Origin of the sequence: Rhodobacter capsulatus (genome assembly GCF_005144475.1) — a bacterium.
GTDB lineage: Bacteria > Pseudomonadota > Alphaproteobacteria > Rhodobacterales > Rhodobacteraceae > Rhodobacter > Rhodobacter capsulatus_C.
Map to the genome: position 1 here is coordinate 61,503 of NZ_SWJZ01000021.1, position 14,827 is coordinate 76,329.

General features: G+C 67.2%; 11 protein-coding genes. 8 read left to right on the top strand and 3 right to left on the bottom strand.

Annotated elements, in window-relative coordinates; genetic code table 11:
* Positions 1–40: 40 nt before the first annotated feature.
* On the top strand, positions 41–955 hold the full coding sequence (locus FBT96_RS06795; protein WP_136905554.1) for a hydrogen peroxide-inducible genes activator: 915 nt from the start codon (positions 41–43) through the stop codon (positions 953–955).
* Positions 956–1,181: 226 nt separating this feature from the next.
* Here the strand turns inward: FBT96_RS06795 and FBT96_RS06800 are convergent, their stop codons facing one another.
* On the bottom strand, positions 1,182–2,135 hold the full coding sequence (locus FBT96_RS06800; RefSeq protein WP_136905555.1) for an acyltransferase: 954 nt from the start codon (positions 2,133–2,135) through the stop codon (positions 1,182–1,184).
* Between the two features lie 170 nt (positions 2,136–2,305).
* Between FBT96_RS06800 and FBT96_RS06805 the strand changes: the two genes are divergently transcribed.
* Entirely contained in the window at positions 2,306–3,511 is a 1,206-nt protein-coding gene (locus FBT96_RS06805; protein ID WP_136905556.1) for an NnrS family protein, read from the top strand.
* Here the strand turns inward: FBT96_RS06805 and FBT96_RS06810 are convergent.
* Together FBT96_RS06810 and FBT96_RS06815 are read right to left on the bottom strand one after the other, a co-directional pair.
* A complete protein-coding gene (locus tag FBT96_RS06810; protein WP_136905557.1) occupies positions 3,493–4,056 on the bottom strand; it encodes a UbiX family flavin prenyltransferase in 564 nt (187 codons plus the stop codon). The genes FBT96_RS06805 and FBT96_RS06810 overlap by 19 nt on opposite strands.
* Positions 4,053–5,564 (bottom strand): UbiD family decarboxylase, encoded by a 1,512-nt coding sequence (locus FBT96_RS06815; protein WP_136905558.1) that lies wholly within the window; start codon positions 5,562–5,564, stop codon positions 4,053–4,055. Before FBT96_RS06815 ends, FBT96_RS06810 begins: the two co-directional genes overlap by 4 nt.
* A gap of 138 nt (positions 5,565–5,702) precedes the next feature.
* Between FBT96_RS06815 and ubiT the strand changes: the two genes are divergently transcribed.
* The 6 genes from ubiT (at position 5,703) to FBT96_RS06845 (ending at position 14,778) form a co-directional block, all read left to right on the top strand.
* On the top strand, positions 5,703–6,251 hold the full coding sequence (ubiT, locus tag FBT96_RS06820; RefSeq protein ID WP_055209422.1) for a ubiquinone anaerobic biosynthesis accessory factor UbiT: 549 nt from the start codon (positions 5,703–5,705) through the stop codon (positions 6,249–6,251).
* Entirely contained in the window at positions 6,251–7,228 is a 978-nt protein-coding gene (ubiU, locus tag FBT96_RS06825) for a ubiquinone anaerobic biosynthesis protein UbiU (protein ID WP_136905613.1), read from the top strand. The genes ubiT and ubiU overlap by 1 nt, the downstream gene beginning before the upstream one ends.
* 16 nt (positions 7,229–7,244) lie before the next feature.
* A complete protein-coding gene (gene ubiV / locus FBT96_RS06830) occupies positions 7,245–8,147 on the top strand; it encodes a ubiquinone anaerobic biosynthesis protein UbiV (RefSeq protein ID WP_136905614.1) in 903 nt (300 codons plus the stop codon).
* Positions 8,148–8,494: 347 nt separating this feature from the next.
* Positions 8,495–10,138 carry an NAD(P)-binding protein gene (locus tag FBT96_RS06835; protein WP_136905559.1) on the top strand — a complete coding sequence of 548 codons (1,644 nt, stop codon included), beginning with the start codon at positions 8,495–8,497 and terminating at the stop codon, positions 10,136–10,138.
* A complete protein-coding gene (gene nifJ / locus FBT96_RS06840; protein WP_136905560.1) occupies positions 10,131–13,760 on the top strand; it encodes a pyruvate:ferredoxin (flavodoxin) oxidoreductase in 3,630 nt (1,209 codons plus the stop codon). Before FBT96_RS06835 ends, nifJ begins: the two co-directional genes overlap by 8 nt.
* 10 nt (positions 13,761–13,770) lie before the next feature.
* On the top strand, positions 13,771–14,778 hold the full coding sequence (locus tag FBT96_RS06845; RefSeq protein WP_136905561.1) for a dihydroorotate dehydrogenase-like protein: 1,008 nt from the start codon (positions 13,771–13,773) through the stop codon (positions 14,776–14,778).
* The last annotated feature ends 49 nt before the right edge of the window (positions 14,779–14,827 follow it).

Here is a 14,827-nt window from a genome sequence, read left to right on the forward strand (position 1 = left end):
TTCCAATTGCATTATCTGAACTGAGCGATAATCAAATCCTATGAAAAATCTTTCGATGAAACAGCTTCGCTATTTTGACGCGGTCGCGCGCAGTGCCCATTTCGGCCGTGCGGCCGAGGAATGCGCGATCTCGCAACCTGCGCTGTCGGTGCAGATCCGCGAGATGGAGGAGACGATGGGGGCGGCGCTGTTCGAGCGCGGGCCGCGTCAGGTGCATCTGACGGCGCTGGGCGCGGCGATGGTGCCGCGGGTGCGGTCGATCCTGCGCGCGGTGGACGAGCTCGGCGATCTCTCGCGCGCGGCGCAGGGGCGACTCTCGGGGCGGCTGCGGCTGGGCGTCATTCCGACGATTGCGCCCTATCTTCTGCCCGCGCTGGTCGGCGGGCTGGCGCAGAGCCATCCGGGGCTTGAGGTCGCCCCGCGCGAGGCGGTGACGGGCAAGCTGATCTCGGCGCTGACCGAGGCGCAGCTGGATGCGGCGATCCTGGCCCTGCCGGTGTCGGAGCCCGCGCTGGCCGAGGCGCCCCTCTTCACCGAGGATTTCGTGCTGGTGCGGCCCGCGGCCGAGGCGGGCAGGCCCGTCCCCTCGGCCGAGGCGCTGCCGAAGATGCGGCTGTTGCTGCTGGAAGAGGGGCACTGCTTCCGCGATCAGGCGCTGGCGTTTTGCAAGGTCGGCGGCGTGACCCCGCGCACGGTGATGGAGGGGTCGTCGCTGGCGACGCTGACGCAGATGGTCGGTGCGGGGATCGGGGTGACGCTGTTGCCGGAGATCGCGCTGCCGGTCGAGACCCGCTCGGCCCCGGTGTCGGTGGCGCGGCTGGGCGCGCCTGCGCCGTCGCGGCGGGTGGGGATGGTGTGGCGCCGCTCCTCGCCCCTGGCCGCGCAGCTGGCCGAAGTCGCGGCGGTGATCGCGGAGGTTGGCACGGCGCTGCGGGATCGGGCGCGGGAGGCCTGAGGCCAAATCTGACCGAGGCCATCGCCGAGGTCTCGCGGCACATCAGCCCCATGACCCCCGAGGGCCCAAAGCACTCGGGCAGCGCCCGCCCCGCCCATGGCGGGCGCTTCTCGCCCGCCGGGTCAGGCGCCGCCCTCTGTTGCGCTTGGGGATGCGGTCACTGCACCAAAGGGATCGAAACGGGCGGGGAAAGGCGGTGCCTTTCCTGATCCGCCCGAGCCCCCCTTCAGAACAGCTTCTTGTCCAGCCCGGTCCGGATCAGACCCAGCGTGATCAGCGTCGCCCCGGTGACGGCGATGAGATACACCTCGACCCGCGGCAGGGTGAAATGGTTGAGCCAGATCACGATGCCGACATGCAGGAAATAGATCCCGGCCGAGAGCGTGCCCACGGGCCACCGCGTGAGCCAGTCGGGAAAGCCCCGCGCCTTGACGCCAAGCGCGACAAGCAAGGGCCCGGTGACGGCGGCGGTCAAAAGCGTCTCGGGCGCCAGCGGATGGTCGCCGCCCAAGGCCTTCATCAGCTCGGATTCGCCCACGACCGACACAAGCCCGATCAACGAGCCCCAGACCGCGACCCGCAAGGGGATGCGTTCCACCAACCCGCTGCGCTTGCTCATGTAGCCGATCAGATAGAACGGAAAGCCCATCAGCACGCCGTTCTTCGCATCGGGCCAGAAGCCGCGCGGCAGGATGTAGAACCCGATCGCCCATTGCAGCGCGAACCCTGCAAGCAAGACCGCAATCGCAATCGTCCAGATCGCCCGGTCAGAGAGCCGCCAGACCAGCTGCGACAGCCCCACCGCGATCGCAAGGCCGACCAGAAACCACAGATGCCAATAGCCGAAGACCCAGAATTTCGCATATTCGATCAGCCCGTGGTCCCAGACCGTCTGCCACCAGGCGGGCAGATAAAGCGCCAGCCAGAGGAAATGCAGCTTCAGATAGCGCCCCACCAGCCGGATCGAGCGCCCCGGCACCTCGGGGCGGAAGGTGTAGCCCGCGACGACGAAAAACGCCGGAACCGCGATCCGCGCCAGGCCATTGCCAAGCGCCCACATCGCCTCGTCGCTGACACCGCGAAACGGGTTCGCATGGATCGTCACGACAAGCAGCGCCAGAAACAGTTTCAGCAGATCAAGCCCGATCAGGCGTTGCGGTTGCGGGGCGGAAACGGTCATGCGGCTCTCGAAGCTGTGATCCCCCTGCCCTAGCGCCGCCGTGGCCGCGGATCAAGGCCCGCCCTCAAGACCCGCCCTCAAGACCCGGGTGAGCCAACGTGCCGCCTGCCCGGGGGCTTGCGAAACCGCCACGGTGCAGGCAGGAAAGGCCAAAGACCAAGGAGCCCCCCATGTCCCGCATCTTCCGCGAGGGTCACCGCACCTTCTACCTTGCCGCGATCCTCTTTGCCGTCGTGGCGATGGCGCTTTGGGGGCATTGGATCGCCGCCGGGCTGACCGGGGATCTGCTGCCCACCCGCGCGATGCCGATCGACTGGCACGCCCACGAGATGATCTTCGGCTATGGCGGCGCGGTGCTGGCGGGGATTTTCCTCGCCTCGGCGCCGAAAGCGCTGCAGGGGATCTACTTTCCGGCGCTGGCCGGGCTGTGGCTGGCCGGACGGCTGGCGATCGCCTTCTCGGCCTTTATCCCCGCCCCCGTCGTCGCGCTGATCGATCTGGGCTTTGGCGTTCTGGTGATGGCGAAGATGGCCTGGCCCGTCGCGCGGCTGAAGAAGCTCGAAACGCTCTCCTATCTGGGCATCTTCCTGCTGCATTGGGTGTCCGACCTGATCATGCATCTCGACTGGATGGGGGTTGCGCCGGGGCTCGCCCCCAAGGGCGCGATGGCGGGGCTGATGGCCTGTGCGACGATGAACGCGGCCTTTGGCGGCAAGCTGACCGCGGGGCTGACCCGCAATGCGATGGTGCACAAGGGCGAGACCGCGCTGCCGCGGCCGAGCGGGCTGGACACCTGGGGGCCGATCTTCACCGCCTTTTGCGTGCCCGCGGCGTTTTTGCCGCCGCGCGCCTTTGGCGCGGTGCTGGTGCTGGCGGGGGCGACGAACCTTTTCCGCGCGATGGGCTTTCGCAATGGCTGGGCCTTCAAGCATGATGCGCTGCTCTCGGGCTTCCACATCGGCTTTTTGTGCCTTGGCACCGGGCTTTATGCGATGGGCATGGCCGGGGTGATGTCGATGGAAATCTATCCGGGGGCCGTGCACCTGCTGGCCATCGGCGCCGTCGCGGGGCTGTCCAGTGCGGTGATGATCAAGATGAGCCTTGGGCAATCGGGCCGCCGGTCGGTGGCGACCGGGCCGCTCAAGGCCGCGGGCGGGCTTTTGATCGCGGCCACGCTGCTGCGCGCGTCAACCTCGGAGCAGATGGCGCTGATCGCCTCGGCGGCTCTGTTCGTCGCCGCCTATGGGGCGATGCTGGTCGGGCTTTGGCCGTCGCTGACCGGCGAGAAACTGCAACCCGGCACGCCGGGGGCGCGGCCCTTGGGCCACGGCCCGAAGATCCCGGTTCAGGGAACGTCTCAGGGCGACCAGGCCTGAGCCTGCGCCGGACCCAGCCGCAGCAGATCGACGGCCCTTGCGCCGATCTGCGCCGCGATCTCCTCGGCGGTCTGGGGTTTCAGATAAAACGCGGGCACGGGCGGCAGGATGATGCCGCCCATTTCCGTCACCGCCGTCATGTTGCGCAGATGCGCCAAGGTCAGCGGTGCTTCCCGCGCCAGAAGGATCAGCGGACGACGCTCTTTCAGCTGCACGGACGCCGCCCGCGTCAGCAGGTTGTCATCAAGCCCCTGCGCGACGGCGGCGAGCGAGCGCATCGAACAGGGCGCCACGATCATCCCCGCGACGGGGCACGAGCCCGAGGCAATCGCCGCACCGACATTGCCGATCGCATGCACCTGCGCCGCCATGCCCTGCAGCCGCTCGAGCGCGCCAAGGTCGATCTCGGTCGCAAAGGTCAGCTTCGCAGCCGAGGAGACCACCAGATCGATTTCCGCCCCGACCTTGGCCAGCGCCTCGGCCACGGCGAGCGCCAGAAGCGCCCCCGAGGCGCCGGAAACGCCCAGAACCACGCGGGCACTCATTTCACACCGCCGGGGAAGTGGCGCTTCAGAAGCGTCTCGGCGAAAGCCGTATCCTCGGGGCGCATCTTCATCACCGTGCCCCATTCGCGCGTGGTTTCCGTGCCGATCTTGTTCGTCGCATCAATGCCGATCTTGCCCGCCAAGCCCTCGATCGGCGAGGCGAAATCAAGGTAATCCATCGGCGTGCGGTCAAGCACGACGGTATCGCGCGCCGGGTCCATCCGCGTCGCCATCGCCCAGGCGATGTCATCCCAGTTGCGCGGGTCGATGTCTTCGTCCACCACGATGATCATCTTCGTGTAGCTGAACTGCGCCAACATCCCCCAGAGCGCCATCATCACCCGCTTCGCCTGACCGGGGTAGCGCTTGGCGATCTGCACCACGGCAATGCGATAGGAACAGGCGGCAGGCGGCAGGAAGAGATCGCGGATCTCCGGGATCTGCTGGCGGAAGACCGGCATCGCCAGATGGTTGAACACCTCGCCGATGATCGCGGGCTCGTCCGGCGGGCGGCCGGTGTAGGTGGACAGGTAAATCGGGTCCTTCCGATGGGTCAGCGCCGAGACGCGCAGCACCGGGAAAGGCTCGACCGAGTTATAATAGCCGGTGTGATCGCCAAAGGGGCCCTCGGGCGCGGTGTCATTCGGGTGAATCCAGCCCTCGATCACCATTTCGGCGTCAGCCGGGACCATCAGCGGCACGGTTTTCGCAGGCACCAGATGGCTGCGCGCGCCGCGCAGCACGCCCGAGAAGGTGAGTTCGGAAACCTGTTCGGGCAAGGGCAGCGCCGCCGACAAAAGCGTCGCCGGATCGGCACCAAGCACCATCGCCACCGGCATCGGCTGCCCCGCGGCCAGCCAGCTGCGGTGATGCGCCGCCCCGCCGCGATGCGCGAGCCAGCGCATGATGATGCTTTCGGGCCCATGCAGCTGCGCGCGGTAGATGCCCAGATTGTAGCTCATCACCGCATCGGCCGCCGTGCCATGCGGCCGCGTGATCACCACGAGCCAGGTGAAGAGCCGCCCGCCATCGCCGGGCCAAAGCTTCTGCACCGGCAGATCCTCAAGGTTCAGACCCCGGCCCGGCTCCAGCACCACATCCTGCACCGGGCCCTTCTTCGAGACATTCACCCGCGTCGAAAGCGCCGCCTTGAGCATCGGCAGACGGGAAAACGCATCGCGCATGCCCTCGACCGGCGCCGGGGATTTGAGGTCCGCCAGAAACTGCCCAAGCTCGGGCACCTGATCGAGCCGCAGCCCCAGCCCCGCCGCCACCCGGTCGGTGGTGCCGAAAAGGTTCGTCACCACGGGAATCGCAGACCGCGCCCCCGAGGGCAGCACCGGCGCATCGAAGCGCAGCACCGGCCCGCCCTGTTCCAACACCGCGCGATGCACGGCCGACATCTGCAGATCGGTCGCCACGGGGTCGGGAATCGCCCGCAGGTCGCCCTTCGACTTCGTCCAGTCAAGGAAGGACCGCAGATCGGTGAAAACGGGCAGGCTGCGCATGGGGTCCTCCGGAAGGTCTTGGGTCCGCTAGCATCCCCGGTTAAAGAGAGGTTTGATATTGATCAAGTTGCCGCATTGTGAGCCGCGTTAAAGCAGCCCATCTAGCGGGGGGGCCATCCGCCCGACGAAAGGAGCGCCATGTCCGATCATGACCAGACGATTCCCCGCCTGCCAAGCCTGATGGGCCGGGCGATGCGGCCCCTGCCGCTTGCACCGCTCTCGGTGACGCTGTCGATGCTGGCGCGACGGATTGCCACACGCCACCCCGGGCTGTTTGCCCGGCTTGGCCAATATCGCGAAAGCCGCTTCCTGCTCGACCCCACCGATCTGCCGTTCCTGCTGCTGCTTGACCTGCGCGCGGGCGGCGTGAAGGTCAGCGCGCATCGCAAGCCGCCGATGGCCGAGGCGCGGATTGCCGGGCCGATCGCGGCGTTCCTTGGCATGATGCACGGCGCCTATGACGGCGACGCGCTCTTTTTCTCGCGCGATCTGGTGGTCGAGGGCGACACCTCGGCCGTGGTCGCGCTGCGCAATGCGATCGACGATGCGGAACTTGACCTTGCCGCCGAACTGGCCGAGATGGCGGGTCCGCTGAAACCCTTCGTTCAACAGGCGGTGAGCCTCGCCGAAAAGGGCTCGGGCGTGGTGCTGCACCGCGTCGATACGCTGGCAGGAGACTGGACATGATGGAACTTGTTTGCCCCGCGGGAACGCCTGCTGCGCTGCGCGCGGCGGTCGAGGCGGGGGCGCATGCCGTCTATTGCGGGTTCTCGGACGAGACGAACGCGCGCAACTTTCCGGGGCTGAACTTCTCGACCGAGGAGCTGACGTCGGCGGTGTCGGGGGCGCACAAGCGCGGTGCCAAGGTTCTGGTGGCGCTGAACACCTTTCCGCGCGCGGGGGCCGAGAAGCTGTGGCATCAACGGCTGGCCGATGCCGAATCCGCGGGCGTCGATGCGGTGATCCTCGCCGATATCGGGCTGCTGGATTACGCCGCGACGCATCATCCGAAGCTGCGCCGGCATCTGTCGGTGCAGGCGGCGGCCTCGAACCCCGATGCGATCAACTTCTACGCCGAAACCTTTGACGTGAAACGGGTTGTCCTGCCGCGCGTGCTGACGGTGCAGGAAATCGCCGCGATCAGCAAGGAAATCAACGTCGAGACGGAAGCCTTTGTTTTCGGCGGGCTTTGCGTGATGGCCGAGGGGCGCTGCGCGCTCTCCTCCTATGCCACCGGCCTGTCGCCGAACATGAACGGCGTCTGCTCGCCCGCCTCTCACGTCGTCTATGCCGAGGAAGGCCCGGATCTGGCGGCGAAGCTGGGCGGCTTCACCATCCACCGCACGCCCAAGAACGAGCCCGCGCCCTATCCGACGCTGTGCAAGGGCTGCTTCACCTCGGGCGAACAGACCGGCCATGTGTTCGAAGATCCGGTGAGCCTTGACGCCCGCCACCTGATCCCGGCGCTGGCCAAGGCGGGGGTGACCGCGCTGAAGATCGAGGGACGGCAACGCTCGCGCGCCTATGTGGCCGAGGTGGTGCGCGCCTTCCGCGCCGCGACCGATGCGCTGGCCGAGGGCCGCGATCTGCCGCTGGCCGAACTTGCCCGCCTGACCGAGGGCCAGCAGGCCACGGCCGGGGCCTATGCGAAGACCTGGCGTTGAGGATTTGAAGATGACGATGGACCTCACCGTAGGCGCCAACCTGTTTTTCTGGACCACCGATGCGACGCGGGGATTCTATGAACGTCTGCGCGCGGCCCCGGTGACCCGGGTCGTGGTGGGCGAGGTGGTCTGCTCGAAACGGCTGCCGTTTTGGGAACATGACATCCCGCTGATCGTCGCGACGCTGAAGGACGCGGGCAAGGAGGTGGCGCTCTCCACGCTCGGGCTGATCACGCTCAACCGCGAACGGTCGAAGACGAAAGACCTGTTCGACATGGGTTTGCCGGTCGAAATCAACGACATCACCGCCTTGAAGCACATCCCCGAGGGGACGCCCTTTTGGGTGGGCCCGCTGGTCAACGTCTATAACGAGGGCACGCTGGCCTATCTGGCGCGGCGCGGTGCGACGCGGATCTGTCTGCCGCCCGAGCTGCCGCTGAAGTCGATCGCCGCCCTGTGCAAGGCGGGCAACGAGGCGGGCGTGGCGGTCGAGGTCTGGGGCCACGGGCGGCTGCCGCTTGCCATGTCGGCGCGCTGCTATCATGCGCGGCTGCATGACCGGGCCAAGGACAATTGCCAGTTCATCTGCGGCGCCGATCTGGACGGGCGCGAGGTCGACACGCTGGACGGTCAGGCCTTCCTGTCGGTGAACGGGGTGCAGACGCTGTCCGCCGCGACGGGCTGCGCCGCCTATTACACCGAGGCCCTGGCCGAGGCGGGCGTTTCGGCGCTGCGGCTCTCGCCGCAGACGGGCGATTTCAACGGGCTGTGTCAGGGCTATGCCGACCGGCTGGCGGGCAAGATCGCGCCCGCCGATCTGGTGGCGAAACTTCTGCCCGAGGCGCCCGGCGGCCGCTTTGCCGATGGCTTCTTCGACGGGCCGTCGGGCTCGGACTGGCAGCACCCGATTTCGGCCTGATCTTGCGGGCTTGTCTTGGCCGCGGCGCTGACGCGGCCATGCGCAACATCTCCTCCTGACGGCCGGGGACCAAAGTCCCCGGCCAGCGCCCGCGCCCCGCGCCACTGGCGGGCGCTTTCGCGCCGCCGGGGCTGGGCGCTGGCCTCTTGCGCGCTTGGGGAAACGGTTTTGCGGGACCGTGGTCGCGACGGGCGGGGAAAAGCGGTGCTTTTCCTGATCCGCCCGAACCGACCGTTTTCTTCCCCCCCTCAGACGCGCACATCTTTTTCGAAATGATCCAAATCATGCACAGCTTTGCACAGGCGGGCTAGGCTTTCCCGGTCGGGACACCACCACCGGAGAAGACCATGAGCACGCGGCTGCGGGATTTGACGCCCTCGATCGTTCCAAGCGGATCGCGGGGCAGCACGGGGCCGGTGCGCAGCCAGCATCCGGTCTATGTCACGCTGACCCCGCCCTGTCAGGCCGCCTGCCCGGCGGGGGAAAACATCCGGGCGTGGCTGTCGCTGGCACAGGAGGGGCGCTACCGCCAGGCCTGGGAAAAGCTGACCGAAGACAACCCGATGCCCGCCGTGCATGGGCGCGTCTGCTATCACCCCTGCGAGAGCGGCTGCAACCGGGCCGAGGTGGACAGCGCCGTTTCCATCCATGCGGTCGAGCGGTTTCTGGGCGACATGGCAACGCGCGAGGGCTGGGCGTTCCACCGCCTGCGCGACGCGACGGGCAAGCGCGTCCTGATCGTCGGCGCGGGCCCCGCGGGGTTGTCTGCCGCCTATCATCTGGCGCGTCTGGGGCATGATGTCGAGATCCGTGACGCCGGGCCGGTGGCGGGGGGGATGATGCATTTCGGCATTCCCGCCTACCGGATGCCGCGCGCGGAACTGGCCGCCGATGTGGCGCGGATCGAAGCGCTCGGCGTCAGGATCACCCTCAACCACAAGGTCACCGATCTGATGGCGGAAAAGGCGGCGGGGGGCTTTGACGCGGTCTTTCTGGCCATCGGCGCCGGAATGGGCAAGCGCGTCGAGATCCCGGCGCGCGATGCGGCGCGGGTGCTCGATGCGGTGACGCTGCTGCATGACACCTCCTCGGCCGCGCCGCCGCTGCTTGGCCGTCGTGTCGTCGTTTATGGCGGTGGCAACACCGCGATGGATGCGGCACGTACGGCCAAACGGCTGGGCGCCACCGAAACCATCATCGTCTACCGGCGCGACCGCGATCACATGCCCGCGCATGGGTTCGAGGCCGACGAGGCGCTGGAAGAAGGCGTGAAGATCCGCTGGCTGACGACGATCAAGGAAATCTCGGGTTCCGATCTGCAGATCGAGCGGATGGAACTGGATGCCGAGGGCCGTCCGCAGCCGACCGGCGAGATTGAAACGCTTTCCGCCGATGCGCTGGTGCTGGCGCTTGGTCAGCAATCGGACAGCGGATTTCTGCAGGCGGTGCCGGGGCTTGCCTTCACCCCCGATGGCGCGGTCGTCGTCGGCCCCGACATGCAGACCGGCGCGGCAGGGATTTTCGCGGGCGGCGACATGGTGCCCGCGCAACAATCGGTGACGATCTCGACCGGGCATGGCAAACTGGCCGCGCGCCATATCGACGCCTGGCTGGCAGGCGGCTTGCATGTGCCGAAGACCCCTGCCCCCTTGGCCGGGTTTTCCTGCCTGAACCTGCCGGTTTATGCCGACGCGCTGCAAAGCGCGCAGCGGCGGCTGGCCGACACCGCGCGGATGGGCGGATTTCAGGAAATCCTCAAGGGGCTGACCACCAAGGCAGCCCGCTACGAGGCGCAACGCTGCTATTCCTGCGGCCAGTGCTACGAATGCGACAACTGCTTTGCCGCCTGCCCGGAACAGGCGATCGTCAAGCACGGCCCCGGCCGCGGCTACCGCATCGATCTGACGAAATGCACCGGCTGCGCCAGCTGCGCCGAACAATGCCCCTGCGGCGCGCTGGACATGATCCCCGAGGAGACCTCCGATGCGTGACAGCCTGGCGCAAGACCACAAGACCCCGGCCGATCCGGGCCTGCAGGCGGTGATGGACGGCAATACCGCCGCAGCCCATATCGCCTATCGGGTGAACGAGGTCTGCGGCATCTATCCGATCACGCCCTCGTCCACCATGGCGGAGCTGGCCGACGAATGGGCGGCGCGCGATCTGAAGAACATCTGGGGCAATGTCCCCGTGGTTCAGGAAATGCAGTCCGAGGCCGGGGCGGCGGGGGCCGTGCATGGCGCGTTGCAGGCCGGGGCGATGACAACGACCTTCACCGCCTCGCAGGGGCTGATGCTGATGATCCCGAACATGTTCAAGATCGCGGGCGAACTGACGCCGACGGTCTTTCATGTCGCGGCGCGCGCGCTGGCCACGCATGCGCTCTCGATCTTTGGCGATCATTCCGACGTGATGGCGGTGCGCTCGACGGGCTTTGCGATGCTGGCGTCGAACTCGGTGCAGGAGGCGCATGACATGGCGCTGATCGCGCAGGCGGCCACGTTGCGCGCCCGCGTGCCGTTTGTGCATTTCTTCGACGGCTTCCGCACCAGCCACGAGGTCAACACGCTGCGGCTGATCCCCGATGATACCATCCGCGCGATGATCGATGATGATCTGGTGCGCGCCCATCGGGCCCGGGCGCTCTCGCCCGACACGCCCGTCGTGCGCGGCACGGCGCAAAACCCCGATGTGTTCTTTCAGGGCCGCGAGGCGGGCAATCCGTTTCAAGCCGCCGTTCCGGGGATCGTCGCCGCGGAAATGGCGCGGCTGGGCGGCCTGACCGGGCGGCGCTATTCCCTTGTCGAGTATCTGGGCGATCCCGCGGCGGAACGGGTGATCGTGATCATGGGCTCGGGCGCCGAGGTGGTCGAGGAGGCTTTGACCGCGCTGAACGCCACGGGCGAGAAGCTTGGCGCGCTGGTGGTGCGGCTTTACCGCCCCTTCCCGGCCGCGGCGTTTCTGGCCGCCCTGCCCGCCAGTTGCACGAAGCTTGCGGTGCTCGATCGCTGCAAGGAACCCGGCGCCCCCGGAGAGCCGCTTTTCCTCGATGTCGTGGCGACGCTGTGCGAGGCGGTGGCGACCGGCCAGCGGGCTTTGATGCCGCGGGTGACGGGGGGGCGCTACGGGCTGTCGTCCAAGGATTTCGACCCGGCGCAGGTGAAGGCGGTTTACGACGATCTGGCGAAGGACGCGCCGAAACAGGGCTTCACCGTCGGCATCACCGATGATGTCAGCTTCACCAGCCTGCCCGTCGATCCGGATTTCAACACCGAGCCGGAAGATGTTGTTCGCGCGGTCTTTTTCGGACTTGGCGCCGATGGCACGGTGGGCGCCAACAAGAACTCGGTCAAGATCCTGGCCGAGGAGGCCGGGCTGTTCGCGCAGGGCTATTTCGTCTATGACAGCCACAAGTCGGGGGCGCAGACGGTGTCGCATCTGCGCTTTGGCCCGCGGCCGATCAAGGCGCCCTATCTGATCCATCAGGCGAATTTCGTCGCCTGCCATCAATTCCCCTTCCTGTCGAAAATCGACGTGCTGCGCGTCGCGGCGCCGGGGGCGACGGTTCTTTTGAACGCGCCCTTCGGGCCCGAGAAGATCTGGGACCACCTGCCAAGGTCGGCGCAGCAGACGATCCTGACGAAGGGGCTGAAGCTTTACGTCATCGATGCCAACACGGCCGCGCGCGAGGTGGGGCTGGGGCGGCGCACCAACACCATCCTGCAGACCTGTTTCTTTGCGCTTTCGGGGGTCTTGCCGCGCGAGGACGCGATCGCCCGGATCAAGGCCGCGATCAAGAAAACCTATGGCCGCAAGGGCAAACGGGTGATCGAACAGAACTGCGCCGCCGTCGATGGCGCGCTGGAACGGCTGCATGCGGTGAAGATCCCCGCCGCCGTCACCTCAGGCTTCGAGCGCCCGCCCGCCGTGCCGCCGACCGCGCCCGAGTTCGTCCGCCGCGTCACCGCCTTGATGATGGAGGACCGCGGCGACGAGATCCCGGTCAGCCTTTTGCCTGCGGACGGCACCTTCCCGACCGGCACCGCCGCCTGGGAGAAACGCAACGTCGCCGACGAGGTTCCGGCCTGGCGCAGCGACCTGTGCATTCAATGCGGCCAATGCAGCTTCGTGTGCCCGCATTCGGTGATCCGCGCGAAATATTTCGACGAAGACCTGCTTGAAGGCGCGCCCGAGGGGTTCAAATCCGCGCCGGTCAATGCCCGCGGCTATCCGGGCGCACGGTTCAGCCTGCAATTCCATGTCGAGGATTGCACCGGCTGCGGGCTGTGCATCGAGGCCTGCCCGGCGCAAAGCCCGGTCGAGCCGGGCGTCAGGGCGATCAACCTGACCGACAAGGCGCCGCTGCTGGAGGAGGCCCGCCAGGCGATGAGCTTCTTCGCGCATCTGCCGGTGAATGACCGCGCCCGCGTCGATTTCGCCAATGTCCGCGGCGTGCAATTCCTGGAGCCCCTGTTCGAGTTTTCGGGTGCCTGTGCGGGCTGCGGGGAAACGCCCTACGTCAAGCTCTTGTCGCAGCTTTTCGGCGACCGGCTGATGATCGCGAATGCCACCGGCTGTTCCTCGATCTATTCGGGCAACCTGCCGGTCACCCCCTGGACGAAGAACGCCGAGGGCCGCGGGCCCGCCTGGGCGAATTCGCTCTTCGAGGATAACGCCGAATTCGGTCTGGGCTTCCGGCTCGCCGCCGACAAGCATCTGGACCTTGCGCGCAGTCTGGCACAGGACATGGCGCCCGAGGTCGGCGAGGATCTGGTGGCGGCGATCCTGAGCGCGCCACAGATCCGCGAAAGCGAGATCCGGGCGCAGCGCGAGCGGGTGGCGACGCTGAAGACCCGGCTTCTGGCGCATCGCGACGACAGCCGCGCGCAACATCTGATGAGCGTGATCGACCATCTGGTGCGGCGTTCGATCTGGATCGTCGGCGGCGATGGCTGGGCCTATGACATCGGCTATGGCGGGCTCGATCACGTTCTGGCCTCGGGGCGCAACGTGAACGTGCTGGTCATGGACACCGAGGTCTATTCGAACACCGGCGGTCAGGCCAGCAAGGCCACCCCCCTTGGCGCGATTGCGAAATTCGCCGCCGCGGGCAAGCGCACGGCCAGGAAGGATCTGGCGTTGCAGGCCGTGGCTTACGGCAATGTCTATGTGGCGCAGGTGGCGATGGGGGCCAATCCGCAACAGACGCTGCAGGCCTTCCGCGAGGCCGAGGCCTATGACGGCCCGTCCCTCATCCTGGCTTACAGCCATTGCATCGCGCATGGCTTCGACCTGCGCCGCGGGCTTGACCAGCAGGACCGCGCCGTCGCCTCGGGCTACTGGCCGCTTCTGCGCTATGACCCGCAGCTGCGCGGCACCGGAGAGGCGCCGTTCCGGCTCGACAGTCCGCGCCCGACGCTGCCCTTCAAGGACTATGCCTACAACGAGCTGCGCTATTCGGCGCTGGCCGCCACCCGGCCCGAGGAGGCGGCGGCCTTGCTTAACGACGCGCAGCAGGCGGTGCTTGAAAAATATCGCAGTTACGAGGACTTTGCACGTATGGATGCAGGACCGGACCCGGCCCGGGCCCTTGGCGCGGCCGGAAAGATGTGAGGATCCCGGAATGGACTTGAAAACCCGCTATCTGGGTCTGGAGCTGCAAAGCCCCGTCGTCGCCTCGGCCAGCCCGATGAACGCCCGGCTCGATGTGCTCAAGCAGCTGGCCGATTGCGGGGCCGGGGCGGTGGTGCTGCCCTCGGTCTTCGAAGAACAGATCTGGCACGAGCAGCGCATCCTGGATCAACTGGTCGAACATGGCACCGAAAGCTATGGCGAGGCGCTGAGCTATTTTCCGACCCAGGCGGCCTTTGCCTTCGAAAGCTCGAACACCATCGGGCTGGTGGAACGGGCGGCGACCGCGCTGAGCGTGCCGGTCATCGCCTCGATCAACGGCACCACCGACACCGGCTGGACCGACACCGCGCATGACATGGAGGAAGCGGGTGCAGCCGCGATCGAGCTGAACGTCTATTTCCTGCCCACCGATCCGAATGTCTCGGGCTCGGATGTGGAGCGGCGCACGCTCGATGTGGTGCGGGCGGTCTGCGACACGGTGAAGATCCCGGTGGCGGTGAAGATCGGCCCGTATTTTTCCGCGCCCGCGCACATGTCCAAGCGCATCGTTGCGGCGGGGGCGAAGGGGGTGGTGCTGTTCAACCGCTTCTATCAGCCCGAGATCGACCCGGTCGGGCTGAGCGTCACCCCGGCGCTGCAGCTGTCGAGCCGCTACGAGATGCGGCTGCCGCTTTTGTGGATCGGCGTGCTTTCGGGGCGGCTGGGCGGGTCGCTGGCGGCCTCGACCGGGGTCGAGAGCGCCGAGGATGTGGTGCGCTATCTGCTGGCCGGGGCGGATGTGGTGATGAGCACCTCGGCGCTGTTGCGGCACGGGCCGGGGCATATGGAGGTGCTGGTGCGCGGGCTTGAGGACTGGCTGGCGGCGCGGGGGGTGAACCATCTGGGCGCGGTGCGGGGCATGCTGGCGCATGGCGCGATCGAGGATCCCGAAGGCTACGAGCGGGCGAATTACATCAAGGTGATGCAAAGCTGGGCGAAAGGCGCGGACAAGGCGTGAAATTGCGGCGCGGATTAACGTGACGGCAAGACCCGGAGCCTAAGGTGGG

What these genes read in the sequence shown, in the direction of transcription:
- ubiV (WP_136905614.1), top strand. Translation starts at nt 7,245, where the DNA reads ATGGACCTCACCGTAGGCGCCAACCTGTTTTTCTGGACCACCGATGCG.
- FBT96_RS06795 (WP_136905554.1), top strand. Translation starts at nt 41, where the DNA reads ATGAAAAATCTTTCGATGAAACAGCTTCGCTATTTTGACGCGGTCGCG.
- nifJ (WP_136905560.1), top strand. Translation starts at nt 10,131, where the DNA reads ATGCGTGACAGCCTGGCGCAAGACCACAAGACCCCGGCCGATCCGGGC.
- ubiU (WP_136905613.1), top strand. Translation starts at nt 6,251, where the DNA reads ATGGAACTTGTTTGCCCCGCGGGAACGCCTGCTGCGCTGCGCGCGGCG.
- FBT96_RS06835 (WP_136905559.1), top strand. Translation starts at nt 8,495, where the DNA reads ATGAGCACGCGGCTGCGGGATTTGACGCCCTCGATCGTTCCAAGCGGA.
- FBT96_RS06805 (WP_136905556.1), top strand. Translation starts at nt 2,306, where the DNA reads ATGTCCCGCATCTTCCGCGAGGGTCACCGCACCTTCTACCTTGCCGCG.
- FBT96_RS06800 (WP_136905555.1), bottom strand. Translation starts at nt 2,135, where the DNA reads ATGACCGTTTCCGCCCCGCAACCGCAACGCCTGATCGGGCTTGATCTG.
- FBT96_RS06810 (WP_136905557.1), bottom strand. Translation starts at nt 4,056, where the DNA reads ATGAGTGCCCGCGTGGTTCTGGGCGTTTCCGGCGCCTCGGGGGCGCTT.
- ubiT (WP_055209422.1), top strand. Translation starts at nt 5,703, where the DNA reads ATGTCCGATCATGACCAGACGATTCCCCGCCTGCCAAGCCTGATGGGC.
- FBT96_RS06815 (WP_136905558.1), bottom strand. Translation starts at nt 5,564, where the DNA reads ATGCGCAGCCTGCCCGTTTTCACCGATCTGCGGTCCTTCCTTGACTGG.
- FBT96_RS06845 (WP_136905561.1), top strand. Translation starts at nt 13,771, where the DNA reads ATGGACTTGAAAACCCGCTATCTGGGTCTGGAGCTGCAAAGCCCCGTC.